Below are 20475 nucleotides of genomic sequence, written 5' to 3' on the forward strand. Positions count from 1 at the left end.
ATACAGCCTGAGCCTACAAAACCGGCGGCGAGCCGGGGACCGACAGAGGAGGGTCCTATGTCCGAGAACGTGAAGAAGTCCGCGTCCGGGGGGACGGCGAAGATGGAGACCACGGCCACGGGCGCCGGGACCTCCAGTCTGCTGACCCGGCGCACGGCGCTCAAGGGGCTGGCCGGCCTCGGCGCCGCGGGGGCGGGCCTGGGCGCGATGCCCGGCTTCGTGCCCTACATCCAGGCGCAGAGCTCGGCCCCGATCAAGATCGGCTTCCAGGTCCACCGCACCGGCATCGGCGCCGCCTATGGCCGCTGGTACGACCGCGTCACCACCGCCGCCGCGACCCTGATCAACGAGCAGGGCGGCATCAACGGCCGGCCGGTCGAGATCGTCGCCGAGGACGACGGCACCGATCCCAAGCGCGGGGCCGAGGTGGTCGAGAAGCTCGCCACCCAGGCCGGCTGCGACGTGGCCTACGGCACGCTCTTCTCCCACGTGGTGATGGGCTCCGCCCCCCGCGCGGGCGAGCTGAAGATCCCCTATTTCGTGGTCTCCGAGGGGCACCACGTCGCCTCGGGCGCGCTGAACCGCTGGACCCTCCAGCCGGGCATCTGCGACGTGAAGAGCCAGGTCTCGGCCATGGCGCCCTACATCACCTCGACGCTCGGCAAGAAGGTGACGATGGTCTACCCGGACTACGCCTTCGGCCACGACCACCGCGACAGCCTGGTGCCCGCGATCCAGGCCCAGGGCGGCGAGGTCATCGCCCAGATCGCGATCCCGCCGACCGAGACCTCGTTCACCAAGTACTTCCCGCAGATCCCGCGCGACACCGAGGTGCTCTACCATGTCATGGTCGGCCCCGCGGTGCTGACCTTCGTCAAGGAGATGGGCGAGTTCTTCGGCCCCTCGCGCCCCGAGATCTTCGGCTTCATCGACAGCCTCGAGGCGACCGACCTGACCAACCCCGGCCTCGAATACCTCGACGGCACCTACTTCTGGGAGGGGATGCCCCGCTACGCGCAGGAGGGCGGGCCGCAGTTCGACGCCTTCTACCGCGAGAAGGTGGGCTGCGACGCCAACGGCGCCTCGGTCTCCGACCCGAAGGACATCTCCACCTACGCCCACATGTTCGGCTGCTGGGAGACGATGTTCGTGATCAAGGCGGGCATGGAGGCCGCGGGCTACGCCGGCCCCTCCGACCGCCAGAAGCTGATCGAGGCGGTCGAGGCGATGGGCGAGATGCCGGCCTCGGAGATGCACCCCCAGGGCGCCAAGATCTTCAACGGCAAGACCCACCAGGTGTTCGGGCCGCAGTACATCTCGAAGGTCGAGGGCGGGAAGCTGGTCCTCCAGCACACCGCGCCGATCGAGGCGGGGATGTATCCCGACGAGGTCGACTACACGACCATGTCGTTCTGATCCTCCCCGGGCGCCGGCCGGTCCCGGCCGGCGCCCGCGCCCAGCTTCCGACCCGATCCGACGCCGCGCCGCCCGCGCGCCGCGGCCCGTCCCCTCGCGCCCTCGGGGCCGGCCGTCCGGCCCTCGCGAACCGCCTGAGAGACCCCGCCCATGGACTTCGGCCCCTACCTTCTGCTGGCCTCGCTGGAGGGCGCGGTGCTCGCCGCCGTGCTGTCGCTGACCGCGCTGGGCCTGAGCCTGGTGTTCGGGGTGATGCGGGTGGTGAACGTGGCGCATGGCGAGTTCTTCATGCTCGGCGCCGTCGCCTCCTGGTTCGTGGCGACCTTCGTGGACGAGACCCTGGGCGCCCCCGCCTGGCTCGGCTTCGCCGTGGCGCTGGCGGTCGCGCCGCTGGCGGTGGGGGCCTTCGCCTGGGCCGCCGACCGGCTGGTGCTGGAGCGGGTGGGCTACGACCCCGAGCGGACCATCGTGGCCACCATAGGCCTGCTTTACATCGTCCAGCAGGCGACCCTGATGGGGTTCGGCCCCGACGCCCGCCCCGTGCAGCCCCCCTTCAACCACCGCCTGGCGCTGCCCTGGATCGAGTGGGGGGAGGAGGGCCTCGCCCTCTACTGGCCCTGGGGCCTGTCGACGACCTCCTACAAGCTCTTCGTCATCGCCGCGGCGGTGGTCCTGCTGATCGCCGTCTGGCTGGTCCTCTCGCGCACCCGCCTCGGCCTGGTGATGCGCGCGACGCAGTTCGACCGCGAGACCGCGCAGGCCTTCGGCATTCCCGTCGACCGCGTCTTCGCGATGACCTTCGCCATCGGGGCGGGGCTGGCGGCGATCGCCGCGGTGCTGATCGTCCCCATCCAGCAGGCCCACTACCTGATGGGCGGCGACCCGCTGCTGCTGAGCTTCATCGTCGTCATCATCGGCGGCCTGGGGAGCCTTCGCGGCACGGTCCTCGCCGCTCTGCTTATCGGCATGTCCGACGGCATCATCTCCGTCTTCTTCTCGCCGACGCTTGCAAAAATCCTGGCGACGCTGCTGGTGGCGATGGTGCTCGTCTTCCGCCCGCAGGGCCTGTTCGGAGCGCGCCCCGCATGACCGGCCTCATGAAACCCGGCGCCCTGCATGTCGGCGTGGCGCTGCTGCTGCTGGCGGCGAACTTCCTGCTGCCCGAGTATCACCACGGCGCCATGGCCCGGGTGCTGACGCTGGCGGTCTTCGCGATGGGCTACAACGTGATGTTCGGCTACGCGGGCCTGCTGTCGCTGGGCCACGCGCTGTTCTTCGCCGCGGGCCTCTACGGCATGGGCCTGCCGATGCAGCACCTCGGCCTCGCCGCCGAGCCGGCTTTCCTGCTGGGGATATTTTCGGGGGCGCTCGTGGCCGCGGTGGTCGGAGCGCTGGCCCTGCGCACCGCGGGCGTGGCCTTCATGATCGTCACCCTGATGTTCGCCCAGGCGGGGTACCTCACGATCCTCTACTTCCTCGAATACACCCGCGGCGACGAGGGGTTCGTCATCGCCCGCGAGGCCCGCACCGTCTTCGGCCTGGACCTCGCCGCCCCCGAGGTCCGCTACCTCGCCGCCTGGCTCCTGTTCACGGTCGCGATGTTCGTCGTCCTGGCCCTGGTCCGCTCCCCCGCCGGCCGCGTCCTCGTGGCGATCCGCGAGAACGAGGAGCGGGCCCGGATGCTCGGCTACGACGTCGCGCGCTACAAGCTGGGGGCCATCGTGGTTTCGGGCGCGCTCTGCGGAGCCGCGGGGGCCGCCTACGGGCTGCTGTTCGGCTATGTCGGGGCGACCTTCGCCTCGGTGCAGTATTCGATCCTGCCGTTGTTGTGGGTGCTGCTGGGCGGGGCCGGGACCGTGCTGGGGCCGCTGCTGGGGGCGACCTTCATGTTCTACCTCATCGACCTCTCGTCGGGGATCACCGACGCCTACATGCTGATCGCGGGCGCCGCGCTGGTGGCGCTGACCCTCTTCGCCCCCGCCGGCCTGCTGGGCGAACTGCGCCGGAGGGCGTGTCCGTGGCTGCCATGACCGCCCCCGCCGCCGCGCCCTCCGCCGAGCCGCTGCTGTCCACCAAAGGCGTGACCCGCTGGTTCGGCGGTCTCTGCGCCGTCGACCACGTCGACTTCACCCTGCCGGCCGGCGAGATCCGCGCCCTGATCGGCCCCAACGGCGCCGGCAAATCCACCTTCGTGGGGCTACTCGCCGGCCGGATCCTGCCCACCGAGGGCCGCGTGACCTTCGCCGGCGAGGACGTCACCCGCCTGCCGGCGCACGCCCGCATGGCCCGCGGCATGGCCTACACCTTCCAGATCACCTCGATCTTCGCGAACCTCGCCTTGTTCGACAACGTGGCCCTGGCCGTCCAGCGCCGCCTGGCCCCCGGCCAGTCGCTGGCGACGGAGGTCGAGGCGGCGCTCGCCCGCGTCGGCCTCGACGACCGCCTCGACCAGCCGGCCGGAGACCTCAGCTACGGCCACCAGCGCCTGCTGGAGATCGCCATGGGACTCGCCCAGAACCCCCGCCTGCTGATCCTGGACGAACCCACGCAGGGCCTCTCGGACGGCGAGATCGAGGGCTTCAAGGTCCTGGTGCGCGAGGTCGCGAAAGACGCCACCGTCCTGCTGATCGAGCACAACATGGACGTGGTGATGAGCCTCGCCGACCGGATCACGGTGCTCGACATGGGCGCGGTCCTCGCCGAGGGAACCCCGGCCGAGATCCACGCCGATCCGGCGGTGCAACGCGCCTACCTGGGGGGCTGAGGGATGGCTCTGCTCGAGGTCCGCGGGATCGACGCCTTCCACGGCAAGGTGCAGGCGCTGCGGGGCGTCTCGCTCGCGGTCGGCGCGGGCGAGATCCTGTGCGTGATGGGCCGCAACGGCGCCGGCAAGACCACGACGATGAAGGCGATCATGGGCCTGGTTCCGGTGCGCGCCGGCTCGGTGACGCTGGCGGGCGAGGAGCTGGTCGGGCTCAAGCCCCACGAGATCCCGAAGAAGGGCATCGGCTACGTCCCCCAGGGGCGGCGGCTCTTCGCCGAGCTGACGGTGGCCGAGAACCTCGAGGTCGGCCTGATGACGCGCTCGACCGGCGAGGCGACCCGCGAGCGGATGCTGGAGATGTTTCCACGTCTGCGCGACCGGCTGCGCCAGCGGGCCGGCACGCTCTCGGGCGGCGAGCAGCAGATGCTGGCGATGGCCCGCGCCCTGTGCCTGGAGCCCTCGGTCCTGCTGATGGACGAGCCGACGGAGGGCCTGCAGCCCTCGATGATCGCCCTGATCCGCGAGGCGGCGCTGGAGATGAAGTCCCGCGGCGTCGCCATCGTGCTGGTCGAGCAGCGGGCCGACGCGGTGCTGCAGATCGCCGACCGGGTGACGTTCCTCGACAACGGCCGCACCGCCGAGACGGTCGAGGCCGCCGCGCTGCGCGCCGACCCCGGCCTCCTGCACCGCCATGTCGGCGTCTGAGGCCTCCGCCTGCGGCGGAGGCGCCGCGTCGACCCGCGTCCCCCGGGCTCGCGTCCGGCCCGCGGCGCGGGGCGGGCGCGGCGCCGGAAGCGGGCGTCGCGCGGGCCGGGGCCTTCGCCCCGCCCCGCGCGGAGGCGCCGCGTCGGCGGTTTCGCCCGCGGCAGGCGCCCCGCCCGCGGCGCCGGTCCGGCGTCGGCCCCCGGGCGGCGGTCGCCCCGGGCGCGCCGACAGCCCCGCGCCGCGGGCGCGGCGGAGCCCCCGGGCGCAGGCGTCGACGCGGCGCCTCGGCGCCCGGTCGAGACACGAAACGGAGAACTCGGAATGAGCGTGGTCGCAGGCATCGACGTGGGAGGCACCTTCACCGACCTGGTGATGCTGGACGAGGCGGCGGGCCCCGGCGGGCGGGCCGTGCGCCTCGCCAAGGTGCCGACCACGCCCGAGAACCAGGCGGGCGGCGTGCTGGCGGCGCTCGACGCCGCCGGCGCCGACCCCGCGACGCTGGACCTGATCGTCCACGGCACCACCGCCACCACCAACGCGGTGCTCGAGCGGCGACTGGCCAAGACCGGGCTGATCACCACTGAGGGCTTCCGGGACGTGCTGGAGCTCGGCCGCCGCACCCGCCCGCAGGCCTACGGGATGGTCGGCAGGTTCGTGCCCGTGATCCCGCGCGACCTGCGGCTGGAGGTTCCCGAGCGGATGGACGCCTCCGGCGCCGTGCTGACGCCGCTCGACGAGGTCGCCCTGCGCGCCGCGGCCCGCGCGCTGCTGGCGGCGGGGTGCGAGAGCGTGGTGGTCCATTTCCTCCACGCCTACGCCAATCCCGCCCATGAGCTGCGCGCCGGAGAGATCCTGCGCGAGCTCTGGCCCAACCCCTACGTGACGCTGGGCCATGCGCTGCTGTCGGAGAGCCGCGAGTTCGAGCGGGGGGTGACGGCGGCGGTGAACGCCTCGGTCCAGCCGCTGCTGCAGCGCTATGTGGACCGGCTGGCCGGCGAGCTGGCGACCCGCGGCTATGCGCGCGACCTGCTGGTGATGAACGGCAACGGGGGAATGGTCTCGGCGCGGCTGGTGGCGCGGGAGGCGGCGAAGACGGTGATGTCGGGGCCGGCCTCCGGCGTGATGGCGGCGGCCTATACGGGCCGGCGGGCGGGGGCGGCGAACCTGCTGACCTACGACATGGGCGGCACCTCGACCGACGTGGCGCTGATCAAGGGCGCGCAGCCGGCCGTCTCGAACGAGATCGAGGTCGAATACGCCATGCCGATCCACGTCCCCATGGTGGACGTGCGGACGGTGGGCGCGGGGGGCGGCTCGATCGCCCATGTGAACGCGGCCGGCCTGCTGGAGGTGGGGCCCGAGAGCGCCGGCGCCCAGCCCGGGCCGATCTGCTACGGGCGCGGCGGGATGCGGCCCACGATCTCGGACGCCAACCTGATCCTGGGGCGGCTCGATCCCTCGCGGCTGAATGCGGTGGAGGGGGGCGTCTCGCTGGAGACCGTGCGCGAGGTGTTCGCGCGGGAGCTGGGCGGGCCGCTGGGGCTCGACGCCGAGGGCGCGGCGGCGGCGGTGATCCGGGTGGCCAACGCCAAGATGGCGGGGGCGATCCGCATGGTCTCGCTGAGCCTGGGCGAGGATCCGCGGGACTTCGCCCTCTTCGCTTTCGGCGGCGCGGGGCCCCTGCACGCGGTGGCGCTGGCGCGCGAGCTGGGGGTGGGGCGGGTGCTGGTGCCCGCCCGCCCCGGCATCACCAACGCGCTGGGCTGCGTGGTGGCCGACATCCGGCATGACTTCGTCAACACGCTCAACCAGCCGCTGGATCTCGCGGACATGGAGCTGGTGCACGCCACCCTCGCCCGCCAGGCCGAGGAGGGGCGCGCCCTGATCGCGCAGGAACGCGTCGAGGTCCGCGAAGTGCAGGAGAGCTTCTCCGCCGACATGCAGTTCATCGGCCAGACCCACCTGCTGCGGGTGCCGTTGCCTTCGGCGACGCCCTCGCGCGAGGAGCTCCACGCCCTCTTCGCCCGCGCCTACTGGGAGCGGTTCCGCGTGGACCTGCCGGAGATCCGGCCGGCGCTGGTGAACCTCGCCGCCTCCATCGTCGGCGTGCGGCCGGAGATCGACCTCGCCCTGCTGATCCCCGCCGAGGGGCGCGCCGCGACGCTGGCCGAGGCGCGGACCGGCGCACGCCGGGTCTGGTTCGAGGACGGCTGGCACGAGACGCCGGTCTATCGCCGCGAGAAGCTGCCCGCCGACGCGGTGCTGGAAGGCCCCGCCGTCGTCGAGCAGCTCGACAGCACCCTGGTCCTCGACCCCGGCTGCCGGGCGAGCGGGGACGCGGACGGCAACCTGATGATCGAGGTCCCGGCATGAGCGTGGAACTGGACCCCATCACTCTCTCGGTGATCCAGGCGGGGCTGAGCCAGGTCTGCGAGGAAATGGACCTCGCCTTCACCCGCGCGGCCTTCTCCCCGATCATCGCGGAAGCCAACGACCGCGCCGACGGGATCTATGCCGCGGACGACGGCTCGCTGATCGCCCAGGGCCCCAACGGCCTGCCGGTGTTCGTGGGGGCGATGCAGGAATCGACCCGGATCCTGTTGGAGCGGATCGCCCAGGGGCTGACCGCGGCGCCAGAGCCGGACGACGTCTACATCGTCAACGACCCCTATCTCGGCGGCACCCACCTGATGGACGTGCGCTTTGCGAAGCCCTTCTATCGGAATGGAAAAATCTGGTGCTGGCTGTCCAACACCGGGCACTGGCCGGACACCGGGGGGGCGGTGCCGGGGGGCTTCTCGGCCTCGGCCACGGCGGTGGAGCAGGAGGGGCTGCGGCTGCCCCCGGTGCGGCTCTTCAAGAAGGGCGTGCTGGATCCGGAGATCTACGCGATCATCTGCTCCAACATCCGGGTGTCGGAGCAGCGGATCGGCGACGTGAAAGCCCAGGCCGCGGCGCTGCAGGTCGGCGCCGATCGCCTGGAAAAACTGCTGGACCGCTACGGCGACGCCACGGTCGAGGCCGCCATCGCCGAGCTTCGCCGCCGCGCCGCCGCCCAGATGCGGGTGCATGTGCGCGAGGTGCCGGAAGGGCGCTGGGAGGGCCTCGCCCATGTCGACAGCGACGGGGTGGTGAACCAGCCGCTGGAGATCCGCTGCGCGGTCGAGCGCCGGGGCGACGACCTGCATTTCGATTTCGCCGGCAGTTCCGCGCCCTGCACCGGGCCGATGAACTCGGTCCGCGCCACCACCCTCTCGGCGGTCTACCTGGCGGTGAGGCACATCTTCCCGGACGTGCCGATCTCGGCCGGCGCCTTCGAGCCGCTGAAGGTGGAGGGGATCGAGGGCACCTTCCTCGACGCCCACTACCCGCGCCCGGTCTCGGGCTGCGCGGCGGAGACCTCCCAGCGCATCGCCGAGGCGGTGTTCTCGGCGCTGGTCAAGGCGATCCCCGCGCGGGTGACGGCGGCGCCGGCGGGGACCTCGGGCAACTTCGGCCTGGGGGGCTTCGACCCGGAGAAGGGGCGCGGCTTCGTGATGTACCAGCTCTCGGGCGGGGGTTACGGCGGCGGCGCGGGGGGGGACGGGCTGGCCAACGGCTGCTCGACCATCGGCATCTCCAAGGCGCCGCCGGTGGAGATCATGGAGCAGCAGTTCCCGGTGCTCTATCGCCGCTATGCGCTGCGCGAGGACTCCGGCGGGGCCGGCGAGCATCGGGGCGGCCTGGGGCTGAGCTACGAGATCGAGCTGCGGCGGGGCGAGGCGCGGGCCTCCTTCGTGATGGACCACGGGCGCTTCGGGCCGCCGGGCGCCCTGGGGGGACGCGACGGGGCGCCGAACACGGTCGAGGTGATCCGCGGCGGCGAGGTTCACGTGCCGCCGCATCTCTCCAAGGAGCAGGACATTCCCATGGGCCCGGGCGACCGGGTGCGGGTGGGAACGCCGGGCGGCGGAGGCTACGGAGACCCGGCGGCGCGGGACCCGGCGCTCGTCGCCGAGGACGTGCGGCTGGGCCGGGTCGGCGCGGAGGCGGCGCGGGAGATCTATCGCGTGGCGCTGGACGCGGACGGCGGGGTCGACGCCGAACGGACGGAGCGGCTGCGCGCCAGGTGACGGGGGAGCGGCCTGCAGGCGCCCTGCGGGCGGGCCTGGCTGCGTCGCGCGGCCTGGAGGGGAGCGCAGGGCGGGAGAGGGGGGAGCCTCCGGCGGGCTCCTGACTCGCCCAAGAACAGGCCCCGCGCCTGTCCTCCGGACCCGTCCATCGCGTCCGATGCCTGAGCTGCTCGCCCGCCCCGGTCAAGGACAAGCCCTCCTTCGGAGGGTCGCGTGCCGCGATCCTTGACCGGGGCGGGCGGGCAGCTCCGATCGGCATCCGCGACGGACGGCTCCGGAGAACAGGCGCTCCCGCCGGGCGGCCGGCGTCGCCCCGGCGCAGTCCGGCGACCGGGCAGAGGCGGGGGCCGCGGGCGCTGGCGGCGTCGGCCGGCGCCGGCGCGGCGCGGTCCCTGCGCGCGCGGGGCGGGTTGCGCCGGCGCGGCGGGGGCTGGCAGCATATGGGGCCGGGATCGCGGAGGGGGCGAGAGGGATGCACGAGACGCTGCTGGTCGCCTTCGCGACGATGTTCGCCACCGTCGGGCCGCTGGACGTGGGCATCGTCTTCGCCACGCTCACCGCCGGGCAGACCCCGCGCGAGCGGCTGGGGACGGCGCTGCGCGGGCTCGCCATCGCCTGCACGATCCTGATGACCTTCGCGATCTTCGGGGACTCGGCGCTGGACCTGTTCGGGATCTCCCTCCCGGCGCTGCGCATCGCGGGCGGCATCCTGCTGTTGCTGATCGCCATCGACATGGTCTTCGCCCGCCCCTCGGGCGCGACCTCCACGACCGAGGACGAGGCGCGCGAGGCGCGCTCGCGCCCCGACATCTCGGTGTTCCCGCTGGCGACGCCCCTGCTGGCGGGGCCGGGAGCGATGGGCGCGGTGGTGCTGCTGATGGCCGACACGGACGGCGACTGGGAGAAGGGGGCGGGCGTCGCCATCGCCGTCTTCGCGGTGCTGGGCGTCGCCTTCGCGGCGATGATGCTGGCGAGCCAGTTGCAGCGCCTGATGGGGCGCACGGGCGTGCACGTGATCGCGCGGGTGTTCGGCGTGCTGCTCGCGGGGCTCGCCGTGCAGTTCATGCTCGACGGGCTCGCCAACAGCGGGCTGTTCGCGCTGGGGCGGCTGTAGGGCGCATTGAAATGCGCCGCTGCGCGCGGCCGGGGTCAGAGCCCCCGCAGGGCGCGGAGAGCCGACCCCATAGCGACCAGGCGCATTGAAATGCGCCCTACACCATCACCGGCCGAGCCGCCTGCTCGCCCACGCCGAAGACGCGCTTGTAGCGGGCGATCTCCTCGGCCGGGCCGGTCGCCTTCACAGGGTTGTCGGAGAGCTTCACGCAGGGCCGGCCCTCGGCCGAGACCGCCTTGCAGACCAGCGAGAAGGGCGCCAGCCCGTCGCGCGGCGCCAGGCCCCGGAAGTCGTTGGTCAGCAGCGTGCCCCAGCCGTAGCTGACCTTCACCCGGTCGGCGAAGCGGGCGTGCAGACGCTCGATCACGTCGATGTCGAGCCCGTCGGAGAAGATGATCCGCTTCTCGCGCGGGTCCTCGCCGTGGCGCTTCCAGAAGGCGATGGCGGTCTCGGCGCCCTCGGCCGGGTCGCCGCTGTCGATGCGCGCGCCGGTCCAGCGGGCGATCCACTCCGGCGCATGGGCGAAGAACCCGGCCGAGCCGATGGTGTCGGGCAGCACGATGCGCAGGTTGCCCTCGTAATCCTTCTGCCAGTCCTCGAGCACCTTGTAGGGCGCCTGGGCGAGCGCGGCGTCGTCCTCGCCCGCCAGCGCGCAGTAGACCATCGGCAGCTCATGGGCGTTGGTGCCGATCGCCTCCAGGTCGCGGCGCATGGCGATCAGGCAGTTCGACGTCCCGGAGAACCGCGGCCCCAGCCCCTCGATCATCGCCTGCACGCACCAGTCCTGCCACAGGAACGAATGCCGCCGCCGCGCGCCGAAGTCCGAGATCTGCAGGCCGGGCAGGGCCTGCAGCCGCTCGATCTTCTCCCAGATCCGGGTCATGGCGCGGGCGTAGAGGATCTGCAGCTCGAACTTGCCCAGCTCGCGCAGGACCGCGCGGGTGCGCAGCTCCATCAGGATGGCGAGCGCGGGGATCTCCCACATCATCGCCTCGATCCAGGGGCCCTCGAAGGTCAGCTCGTACTGGTCGCCGCGGCGTTCCAGCCGGTACTCGGGAAAGCGGAAGTTCTCCAGCCAGTCCATGAACTCCGGCTCGAACATCCAGCGCTTGCCGTAGAAGGTGTTGCCGCGCAGCCAGGTGCTCTCGCCGCGGGTCAGGCGCAGGGTGCGCACGTGGTCGAGCTGCTGGCGCAGCTCCCCCTCGTCGATCAGGCGCGCCAGCGGCACGTCGTCGGAGCGGTTGATCAGGCTAAAGGTGACGCGCGCGTGAGGGTGGTTGTGGAACACCGTCTGCGCCATCAGCAGCTTGTAGAAGTCGGTGTCGATGACCGAGCGGACGATCGGGTCGATCTTCCACTGGTGGTCGTAGACGCGCTGGGCGATGTCGTTCATCGAGCCGGCTCCGGGAAGCGCCCAGGCGCGCTGGGCGGCGGCGTCAGGAAATGCGGTCCAGCAGCGCCGTCAGCAGGCGCCGCTCTTCGGGGGCGAGGGGGGCGAGCGTCTCCTCGGTGATCTCCAGCGCCACGGGGGCGGCCCGGGCGAAGAGCTCGGCGCCCGCCTCGGTCAGCGAGACGATCAGCCGGCGGCGATCCTCCTGGCTGGGCTCGGTGGCCACCAGACCGCGCCGGGCCAGCCGGTCGATCACGCCCTTGATCGTCGCCGCGTCCATCGAGGTCGCGCGGCCGAGCTGGTTCTGGGAGGCGGGGCCTTCCTCGTCGAGCTTGGCCAGCGCCGCGAACTGGCGCGGCGTGAGGTCGGGCATGCGGGCCGAGAAGATCGCCAGGTGCCGCTGGTTGGCGCGGCGCAGCAGGTGGCCCGCCTGCGCGGTGAGCCGGTAGCCGGTCCCGTCCCGCGGGTCCGCGCCCTGCGGATCCTCGCCCGCCGGGCCCTTGCCAGTGGTCGCGTCGCCGGCCGCGGTCACGTCGTCTCCTCCCCCGCCAGGTGCGGTTTCCTCTTCCCCTAACGCAGGATGCGGGGAAAGGACAGGCCTCCCGACCGGTCGGCAAGCGCTTGATCGCGCGGGAGCGGGGGCGCCGCCCGATTGCGCGATTGACAGGCCGGGGGCGCCGGGCCCAGACTTTCATTGGCATGCAAACGACCCGCATGGCCCGATCTCCGACGCCCGCCCTCGCCCCTGCGAGCCGGCCAGCCCCGAGGGTCCCATGAGCTACGAGCGTCCCGCCGATCTCGCCCGCGCGCTGGCGCTGCGCGCCGAGGGCGGGCGCGTGGTGCTGGCGGGGGGCACGGACCTGCTGGCCGCCACCCGGGCGCGGGAGCTGCGGGGGCCGGTGCTGGACGTGACCGGCGTGGCGGAGATGCAGGGCGTGACGCTTTCCGCCGAGGGGCTGCGGCTGGGCGGCGCGGCGAGCTGGACCGCGGTGGCGCGCGCGCCCCTGCCGCCGGCCTGCGCCGGGCTGCAGGCGGCGGCGCGGGTGGTGGGCTCGACCCAGATCCAGAACCGCGGCACGGTGGCCGGCAACCTGGTCAACGCCTCCCCCGCCGCCGACAGCGTGCCGCCGCTGCTGACGCTCGACGCGGAGGTGGAGCTCGTCTCCCTGCGCGGAACCCGGCGCCTGGCGCTGGGCGCGTTCCTGCTGGGCCCGCGGCGCACCGCTCTGGCCGCGGACGAGCTGCTGGTCGCCGTCCATGTCCCCGCCGCGGCGCTGGCCGGGCAGGGGGCGTTCGAGAAGCTGGGCGCAAGGGCGCATCTGGTGATCTCCATCGGCATGGCGGCCGCCCGACTGGTCGTCGCCGGGGGGCGGGTCGTCTCGGCCGCGCTGGCCGTCGGCGCCTGCTCCCCCGTCGCGCAGCGGCTGGGGGCGGTCGAGGCCGCGCTGGTCGGCCGGCCGCTGGCCGAGCTGGGCGAGGCGCTGGACCCCGCCGCGGCGGCGGCTGCGCTCTCGCCTATCGACGACGTGCGCGCGGACGCGGGCTATCGCCGCGCCGTCGCGCCGGAACTGCTGCGACGGGCGCTTCTCGCCTGCGCGCCTGCGCCGGAGACCGCCCTGTGAGCCTCGACGCCGCCGCCCCCGGCCTTGCGCTGACCCTGAACGGGGAGAGCGTCTCGCTGAGCGCGCCCCCGGGCCGGCGGCTGTCCGAGGCGCTGCGGGCCGCCGGCGCGCTGGGGGTGAAGTCGGGCTGCGACGCGGGCGACTGCGGCGCCTGCACGGTGCTGCTCGACGGCGCCCCGGTCTGCGCCTGCCTCACGACCGTCGCCCAGGCCGAGGGGCGCGCTGTGCGCACGGTCGAGGGGCTGGGCGGCGCGAGCGTCGACGCCCTGCAGCGCAGCTTCCTGCGCCACGGCGCTGCGCAATGCGGGATCTGCACGCCGGGCATGCTGATGACCGCGACCGCCCTGCTGGCCGAGACCCCGCGCCCCACCCGCGCGCAGGCCGAGCAGGCGCTGGGCGGCGTGCTCTGCCGCTGCACCGGCTACGCCAAGATCATCGACGCGGTCTGCGAGGCCTGGCGCGAGACGCCCGGCGCCGCCCCCGTCCGGGCCCCCGAAGGCGCCCCCGTCGGCGCCCGGATCGAGCGGCTGGACGGCCTCGCGAAAGTCACCGGGGCCGAGGTCTTCGGCGCCGACGCGATCCCCGCCGGCGCGCTCGCGATCCACGTGATCCGCTCCCCCCACCACCACGCCGCCTTCGCCTTCGGCGACCTCAAGGCCTGGGCTGCCGAGCAGGGGGTCGAGGCGGTGCTGACCGCGGCCGAAGTCAAGGGCACGAACCGCTTCGGCGTGATCCCGCCCTTCGCCGACCAGCCGGCGCTGGCCCCCTCGCCCGCCCGCTTCAGGGGCGAAGCGGTGGCCCTGGTGGTGGCGGAGCCCGAGACGCTGGCCGCCCTCGACCTCTCCACCTTCCCCGTCGAGTGGACCGAGCGCCCCGCCGCGCTCGACCCCGAGACCGCGAAGACGGCGCCGCCCCTGCACCCCGACCGCCCCGGCAACCTGATGACCGCGGGGTTCGTGGCCCAGGGCGACGCGCAGGCCGGCCTCGCGGCCGCCGCCGTGACCGCCACGACCGCCCTCGAAACCGCCCATGTCGAGCACGCCTATATCGAGCCCGAGGCCGGCTGCGCCTGGCTCGACGGCGAGACGCTGGTGATCCAGGCCTGCACCCAGGCCCCGGTGATGGACCGCGACGACACCGCCCAGACCCTCGGCCTGGACCCGGCGAAGGTGCGGATCGTCCCTACCGCGGCGGGGGGCGGCTTCGGCTCGAAGCTCGACCTCTCGGTGCAGCCGCTTCTGGGGCTCGCGGTGCTGGCCACGGGGCGGCCGTGCCGGCTGGTCTACAGCCGGGCGGAGTCCCTCGCCTCCACCACCAAGCGCCACCCGGCGCGGATGACGGCCACCATCGGCGCGGATGCGGACGGGCGCATCTGCGGGATGGTCTTCGACGGGGACTTCAACACCGGGGCCTACGCCTCCTGGGGGCCGACGGTGGCGAACCGGGTGCCGGTGCACGCCTCGGGCCCTTACCGCACGCCCAACTACCGGGCCGAGGCCCGCGCCATCCACACCCACGTGGTCCCCTCCGGCGCCTTCCGCGGCTTCGGCGTGCCCCAGGCGGCGCTGGTTCAGGAGGCGCTCTACGACGAACTGGCCGAGCAGCTCGGCCTCGACCGGCTGGAGTTCCGCATCCGCAACGCGCTGCGCGACGACGAGCCGACCGTCTGCGGCCAGCGCCTGAAGGGCGTGGGCATCGGGCCCTGCCTCGAGGCGCTGCGCGAGGACTGGGCGGCGGCGCTCGCCCGCGTCGCCGCCCACAACGCCGCGCACCCCGAGCGGCCGCGCGGCGTCGGCGTGGCGGGGTGCTGGTACGGCTGCGGGAACACCTCGCTGCCCAATCCCTCGACCATGCGGGTGGGGGTGACGCCCGACGGGCGGCTGCGCCTGCACCAGGGGGCGACGGACATCGGCCAGGGCTCGAACACCGTGATCGCGCAGATCTGCGCCCAGGCGCTGGGCGTGGCGCCCGAGGCCTTCGAGCTGGTCGGCCCCGACACCGCGCTGACGCCCGACTGCGGCAAGACCTCCGCCTCCCGTCAGACCTTCGTCAGCGGCAACGCCGCGAGGCTCGCCGGCGAGGCGCTGCGCGGCGCCGTCCTCAGGCTCGCGAACATGGGCGAGGGCGCCTCGATCCGCCTCGCCCCCGGCGGGATCCTGGTCGAAGAGGGCGGGCAGGCCCACCGCATCGACCTCTCCCGCCTGCCCGTCGACGCGAACGGCTACGCGCTGGCGGCCGAGGAGACCTACGACCCGCCCACCCTGCCGCTGGACGAGAACGGCCAGGGCAGCCCCTACGCCGTCTACGGCTGGGGCGCGCAGATGGCCGAGGTCGAGGTGGACCGGGCGCTCGGCACGGTGAAGGTCGTCGCGATGACCGCCGCCCACGACCTCGGCCGCGTGATCAACCCGATGCTCGCCGAAGGGCAGGTGGAGGGCGGCATCGCCCAGGGCCTCGGCATGGCGCTGATGGAGGCCTTCGTGCCCGGCCGCACCGAGAACCTGCACGACTACCTGATCCCCACCACCTCGGACATGCCCGCCATCCGCACGATCCTCCTCGAAGTCCCGGACCCCGAAGGCCCCTACGGCGCCAAGGGCCTGGGCGAGCACGCGCTGATCCCCACCGCGCCCGCGATTCTCAACGCCGTCCGCCACGCGACCGGCGCCCGCATCGACCGCCTGCCGGCCCTGCCGCACCGGGTGAAGGCCGCCATCGACGCGGCGCAGGAGGCCAGGTCATGACCGCTGCGACCCGCCCGCCGCAGGCCGCGCGCCAGGCCCGTGGCGCCGCGCGCCCGGCCCGCCCCGCGCGGGTCCCGGGCCCGACCCGGGACCTCCCGCCGCCCGCCGCCGGGCGCCTCGCCGGGGGGATCGCGCGATGATGGACGCCTCCGACCCCGCCGCCCCCGAGGCCCGCCGCAAGGTGGAGAAGATCCGCTGCGACGCCTGCCCGGTGATGTGCTACGTGGCCGAGGGCAAGACCGGCGCCTGCGACCGCTACGCCAACCAGGGCGGGCGGATCGTGCGCTGCGACCCGCTGACCGTGCTCGACCGCCGGATCGAGGCGGGCGACAGCGTGGTCCCCTTCCTCGGGGCCGAGTGGGACGGCGCCATCGTCCCGGACGCCGACCGCTTCGTCACCGGCATCGGCGCGGGCACCACCTATCCCGACTACAAGCCGGCGCCGTTCATCGTCAGCCGGGAAGTCGAGGGCGCGGACCTGGTCACCGTCGTGACCGAGGCCATCTTCTCCTACTGCGGCGTGAAGGTGAAGATCGACACCGACCGCCACCTGGGGCCGGAGACGGCGACCGTGCGCGCGAAGGGAGAAGCGGTGGGCCACGTGACCACGGCCGAATACGGCTCGCAGATGTTGAGCCTCGGCGGCGTGCGCCACCTGACCGGCGGCGAGAAGGCCGAGGGCCGCGTCACCTGCGACACGCTGCTGGCCCTGTGCAACGGCGAGGCGGTGGAGCTGACCGTCGACGGCGGCGAGACGGTGATCGTCCAGGCCGGCGAGGCCCCCATCGTCAACGGCATCCGCGAAACGAAGATGCGGGTCGGCTGCGGCTCGGCCACCATCGGCATGTTCGCGACCCAGTGGCAGGGGCTGGTGGACGAGGTGGTGGTGGTCGACGACCACATCACCGGCGTCGTCTCCGAGCACCAGGCGGGCAAGGAGATCGGCTGGCCCGACACCGGCATCAAGATCCTCGGCCGCCGCTCCACCCCCGGCCGCTACTTCCGCGTGGCCGAGCCCGGCACCGGCTGGGGCGGCACCAACGTCTCGGACCCGCTGACCATCCTCGGGCCGTGGAACCCCAGGAAGGGCGCGCGTCCGGGCCTGACCCTGCTGATGGTCTCCACCACCGGCGAACAGCACGCCTATTACGTGCTGGACGAGGACCTGGTCCCGCGTCCCGCCCCCCTGCCGGAGGCGCTGCGCGAGCCCGTCGAGATCATCGCCGAGAACTGCGAGCCCGCGCTCTGCACCGTGCTCTTCATGGGCGGGGCGGGGGGCTCGCTGCGCGCCGGCGTCACCCGCAACCCGGTCCGGCTGACGCGCTCGGTCCAGGGGGCGGAGACGACGCTGACCTCCGGGGGCGCGCCGGTCTACGTGTGGCCGGGCGGGGGCATCACGATGATGGTGGACGTGACCACGCTGCCCGCGCGCAGCTTCGGCTACGTGCCCACGCCGGCGCTGGTCGCGCCGCTGGAATTCACCCTGCCGCGCGCCGCCTACGCCGCCATGGGCGGCCACGAGGGCGCGATCCGCGAGGTCGAGGACGTGCTGGCCACGGGCGGCGACTACGGCGACGCCGCCCGCTCGCTGGGCGCGAGGGGCGGCCCCGCCTGGCCGCCGCGCCGCAGATGAGCGGGCCGCAGAAGCGGCCGGCCAGGGGCGGGCCCCAGGGCCGGATGCTGCCCGACGGCCGCCGCCTGCACCTCAACCACGGCCCCATCGACCTGGTGATCGAGGCCGAGGGCGACCACGACGAGGCGCAGGCCGCCCTCCTGCAGGCCGCCCGCCGCTTCGACGGGCTGCTCGAGGAGCTGACGGCCGAGCTGCCGCTGCTGCGCCGCCCCCTCGACCCCGCCGACCCGCCGGCGCTGGAGGGGCCGATCGCCCGGCGGATGCTGGCGGCGACGCTGCCCTTCGCCGGGCGCTTCATCACCCCCATGGCCGCCGTCGCGGGCGCCGTGGCCGACGAGGTGCTCGAGGCGATGATCGTCGGGCGCCGCCTGACCAAGGCCTACGTGAACGACGGCGGCGACGTCGCCATCCATCTCGGCCCGGGGCAGGAGATGCGCGCCGCGCTCGCCGTCGGCGACCACGCGCGCAACGCCGGCACGGCGGTGATCCGCCACGAGGATCCGGCGCGGGGCATCGCCACCTCCGGCCGCGGCGGGCGCAGCCTGTCGCTGGGGATCGCCGAGGCGGCGACGGTGCTCGCGCCCTCGGCCGCGCTGGCGGACGCCGCCGCCACCCTGATCGCCAACGCCGTCGACCTGCCGGGCCACCCCGCCGTGACCCGCGGCCCCGCCCGGGACGAGGACCCCGACAGCGACCTCGGCGAGCGGGAGGCGACGCTCGCCGTCGGCCCGCTGTCGGCGGGGGACGCGGCGCGGGCCCTCGACGCCGGGCTCGCGGTCGCCGAAGAGTTCCGGGCCCGCGGCCTGATCCAGGCCGCCGCCCTGTTCCTGCAGGACCAGGCGCGGGTCTGCGGACCCATCGCGCCCGTCCTCGACTGATCCCAAGGGGGGAGACCATGCCCGAATTCCGCATCCGCCGCACGGCGCTGACCGTCGAGGAGATCCACCACGAGGGCGGCCCGGCCCCGCACACGCCGCGGATCCGCGCCTCGATCGTGGCCGTGGTCTCCAACCCCTTCGCCGGCCGCTACGTGGCCGACATCCAGGGCGCGATGGAGGATCTCAAGCCGCTCGGCGAGACGATGGCGAGCCGCCTCGTCGAGGCGATGGGCGGCCCCGGCAGGGTCGACGCCTACGGCAAGGGCGCCATCGTCGGCGAGGGCGGCGAGATCGAGCATGGCGCGCTGTGGCATGTGCCGGGCGGCTACGCGATGCGCGCGCTGGTCAGCCCCTCGAAGGCGATCGTGCCCTCGGCGATGAAGGTCGGCGGGATGGGCGCGCGGCTGGACGTGCCGCTGGGCCACGTGAACGCGGCCTACGTCCGCTCGCATTTCGACGCGATGGAGGTGGGCCTGCCGGACGGGCCGCGGGCGGGCGAGATCCTCTTCGCCCTGGCGATGTCCCAGGGCGGCCGCGTCCACAGCCGCATGGGCGGGCTCGAGGCCTGGGACGTGACCGGGGAGGACGGGCTGCGCTGAGCGCCTGCCCGCGCGCCCGGCCCGCGGCGCCCGCGCCCGCGCCGGCGCCGGGGCGCGGGCGCGCAGATCGGCCGGCGCCCCCGGGGCCTGTCGCCTGCACGTTTCCTTGAACGACGAATGCGGGGAGGCGCGCGCCCGGCCCGAACCCGGGGCCGGATCCGGGACCGTGCGGTCGCGGCCGGCCCGCCGCGCCCGCCCCGCGCCCGCCGCGCGGGCGCGTCCGGCGCGCGACGCGGGCGCCCTGACGCAGCGTCCGCAGGCGATTGTTCGCCCTCCTGACGACCGCCGGCAGGGGAGCGGCCCGCCGCGGCCCGGACCGCACGCCAGTTTGAAACCCGTGTTTCATCTTTGTTGACTGACCGGCAGGACGATGGTCTGAATGGCCCAAAGCGCCGCGGGCAGACCAAGACGTGCGGCGCGCCCAAAGGGAGGAGCTCATGACCAACGAATCGCGCGGCGTCAGCCGTCGCGGGATGCTCGGCGGCGCGGCCGCCGTCGGCGTCGCCGCCCCCGCCTTCATCGGCAAGGCCATCGCCCAGGGACAGGTGACCTGGCGGGTCCAGTCGCACTGGCCCAAGGCCTCGGTGTCGTTCAACGACAGCCTGGTGAAACTGGCCTCGATCCTCGAGGACAAGACCGAGGGCGCCTTCAAGATGGAGCTCTTCGGCGCCGGCGAGTTCGCCAAGGGCCCGGAGATCTTCGCCATCACCCAGCGCGGCATCGTGCAGATGGGCACCGGCTCGGCCTCCTACTACGAGAACGAGGGCACCTGCGCGGGCTTCGCCTACGGCATCCCGGGCACGCTGCGCAACGCGCTCGAGCAGATGCACTACATCAAGAACATGGGCGTGGAGGAGCTGTTCGCCTCCGAGCTCGCCGAGAAGGGCGTCATCTACAAGGCCGAGAAGGCCTACCCGACCGAGCTGGTGGTGTCGAAGAAGGTCAACTCGGTCGACGACTTCAAGGGGCTGAAGCTGCGCTCCTCGGGGACCATGCTCGACTACCTCACGGCCGCCGGCGCCTCGGCGAGCTACATCGCGGGCTCCGAGCTCTACCAGGCCCTGTCCTCGGGCGTGGTCGACGGCGCCCACTGGGGGGCCGCGCAGGGCGCCCAGTCGATGTCGCTGTGGGAGGTGTGCAAACATCACTACCGCCCGCCGCTCGGCTTCACCGACGACGCCTGGATCTTCAACGCCGACGCGGTCGAGGCGCTGCCCGACGACATCCGCACGGTCTTCGAGGCGGCGGTCGAGACGCGCTACTTCCTGCGCTCGGCCGAATACATGCACCTCGAGGCCAAGGCCCTGACGGAGGGCGTGGAGACCCAGGGCATCACGGTCGAGGAGTTCCCCGACGACGTGCTGGCGCTGTTCACCGAGGCGTCGGGCCAGATCATCGAGAAAGAGGCCGCCAAGTCGGAGAAGGCCGCGACCTGCGCCGACAGCCTCAGGACGCTGATGAAGGACCTCGGCTACTCCTGAGGAGCGCCGACGTGACC

16 protein-coding genes are annotated in these 20475 nt (G+C 73.7%); 14 read left to right on the forward strand and 2 right to left on the reverse strand.

Going from position 1 to position 20475, the window contains the following annotated elements; all coding sequences use genetic code 11:
* The first annotated feature begins 102 nt into the window (after window positions 1-102).
* From BM064_RS00255 to BM064_RS00290, 8 genes are all read left to right on the forward strand, one after another.
* Window positions 103-1416, forward strand: coding sequence for an ABC transporter substrate-binding protein (locus BM064_RS00255; protein WP_092857612.1), 1314 nt, complete (start codon window positions 103-105; stop codon window positions 1414-1416).
* Between the two features lie 150 nt (window positions 1417-1566).
* Window positions 1567-2505 carry a branched-chain amino acid ABC transporter permease gene (locus tag BM064_RS00260; protein ID WP_092856565.1) on the forward strand — a complete coding sequence of 313 codons (939 nt, stop codon included), beginning with the start codon at window positions 1567-1569 and terminating at the stop codon, window positions 2503-2505.
* An 8-nt stretch (window positions 2506-2513) separates the two neighbouring features.
* Window positions 2514-3446 carry a branched-chain amino acid ABC transporter permease gene (locus tag BM064_RS00265; protein ID WP_092857614.1) on the forward strand — a complete coding sequence of 311 codons (933 nt, stop codon included), beginning with the start codon at window positions 2514-2516 and terminating at the stop codon, window positions 3444-3446.
* Window positions 3443-4180 (forward strand): ABC transporter ATP-binding protein, encoded by a 738-nt coding sequence (locus BM064_RS00270; protein WP_092856569.1) that lies wholly within the window; start codon window positions 3443-3445, stop codon window positions 4178-4180. The genes BM064_RS00265 and BM064_RS00270 overlap by 4 nt, the downstream gene beginning before the upstream one ends.
* A gap of 9 nt (window positions 4181-4189) precedes the next feature.
* Window positions 4190-4885, forward strand: coding sequence for an ABC transporter ATP-binding protein (locus BM064_RS00275; RefSeq protein WP_218160928.1), 696 nt, complete (start codon window positions 4190-4192; stop codon window positions 4883-4885).
* 321 nt (window positions 4886-5206) lie between these two features.
* Window positions 5207-7258, forward strand: a complete 2052-nt coding sequence (locus BM064_RS00280; RefSeq protein ID WP_092856575.1) for a hydantoinase/oxoprolinase family protein — start codon at window positions 5207-5209, stop codon at window positions 7256-7258.
* A gap of 2 nt (window positions 7259-7260) precedes the next feature.
* Window positions 7261-8997, forward strand: a complete 1737-nt coding sequence (locus BM064_RS00285; protein ID WP_218160929.1) for a hydantoinase B/oxoprolinase family protein — start codon at window positions 7261-7263, stop codon at window positions 8995-8997.
* Between the two features lie 472 nt (window positions 8998-9469).
* Window positions 9470-10111: a MarC family protein gene (locus BM064_RS00290; RefSeq protein WP_092856581.1), complete on the forward strand. Its 642-nt coding sequence runs from the start codon at window positions 9470-9472 to the stop codon at window positions 10109-10111.
* Between the two features lie 97 nt (window positions 10112-10208).
* Here the strand turns inward: BM064_RS00290 and pncB are convergent, their stop codons facing one another.
* Together pncB and BM064_RS00300 are read right to left on the reverse strand one after the other, a co-directional pair.
* Window positions 10209-11504: a nicotinate phosphoribosyltransferase gene (gene pncB / locus BM064_RS00295; protein WP_092856584.1), complete on the reverse strand. Its 1296-nt coding sequence runs from the start codon at window positions 11502-11504 to the stop codon at window positions 10209-10211.
* Window positions 11505-11547: 43 nt separating this feature from the next.
* Entirely contained in the window at window positions 11548-12033 is a 486-nt protein-coding gene (locus BM064_RS00300) for a MarR family winged helix-turn-helix transcriptional regulator (RefSeq protein WP_245779007.1), read from the reverse strand.
* 241 nt (window positions 12034-12274) lie between these two features.
* Here BM064_RS00300 and BM064_RS00305 point away from each other — a divergent pair, with 241 nt between their 5' ends.
* The 6 genes from BM064_RS00305 (at window position 12275) to dctP (ending at window position 20458) form a co-directional block, all read left to right on the forward strand.
* The gene (locus BM064_RS00305) at window positions 12275-13123 is read left to right on the forward strand and encodes an FAD binding domain-containing protein (protein ID WP_092856587.1); all 849 of its coding nucleotides are present in this window, start codon (window positions 12275-12277) and stop codon (window positions 13121-13123) included.
* Window positions 13120-15867, forward strand: coding sequence for a molybdopterin-dependent oxidoreductase (locus BM064_RS00310; RefSeq protein WP_092856590.1), 2748 nt, complete (start codon window positions 13120-13122; stop codon window positions 15865-15867). Before BM064_RS00305 ends, BM064_RS00310 begins: the two co-directional genes overlap by 4 nt.
* A gap of 139 nt (window positions 15868-16006) precedes the next feature.
* Complete coding sequence (locus BM064_RS00315) at window positions 16007-17500, forward strand: 6-hydroxynicotinate reductase (RefSeq protein ID WP_245779025.1); 1494 nt, start codon at window positions 16007-16009, stop codon at window positions 17498-17500.
* Window positions 17497-18378, forward strand: a complete 882-nt coding sequence (locus BM064_RS00320; RefSeq protein WP_092856596.1) for a UPF0280 family protein — start codon at window positions 17497-17499, stop codon at window positions 18376-18378. Before BM064_RS00315 ends, BM064_RS00320 begins: the two co-directional genes overlap by 4 nt.
* Before the next feature lie 17 nt (window positions 18379-18395).
* Window positions 18396-18977: an amino acid synthesis family protein gene (locus tag BM064_RS00325; protein ID WP_092856599.1), complete on the forward strand. Its 582-nt coding sequence runs from the start codon at window positions 18396-18398 to the stop codon at window positions 18975-18977.
* A gap of 437 nt (window positions 18978-19414) precedes the next feature.
* Window positions 19415-20458, forward strand: a complete 1044-nt coding sequence (dctP, locus tag BM064_RS00330) for a TRAP transporter substrate-binding protein DctP (RefSeq protein WP_092856601.1) — start codon at window positions 19415-19417, stop codon at window positions 20456-20458.
* The last annotated feature ends 17 nt before the right edge of the window (window positions 20459-20475 follow it).

The organism is Albimonas pacifica (genome assembly GCF_900113695.1).
GTDB lineage: Bacteria > Pseudomonadota > Alphaproteobacteria > Rhodobacterales > Rhodobacteraceae > Albimonas > Albimonas pacifica.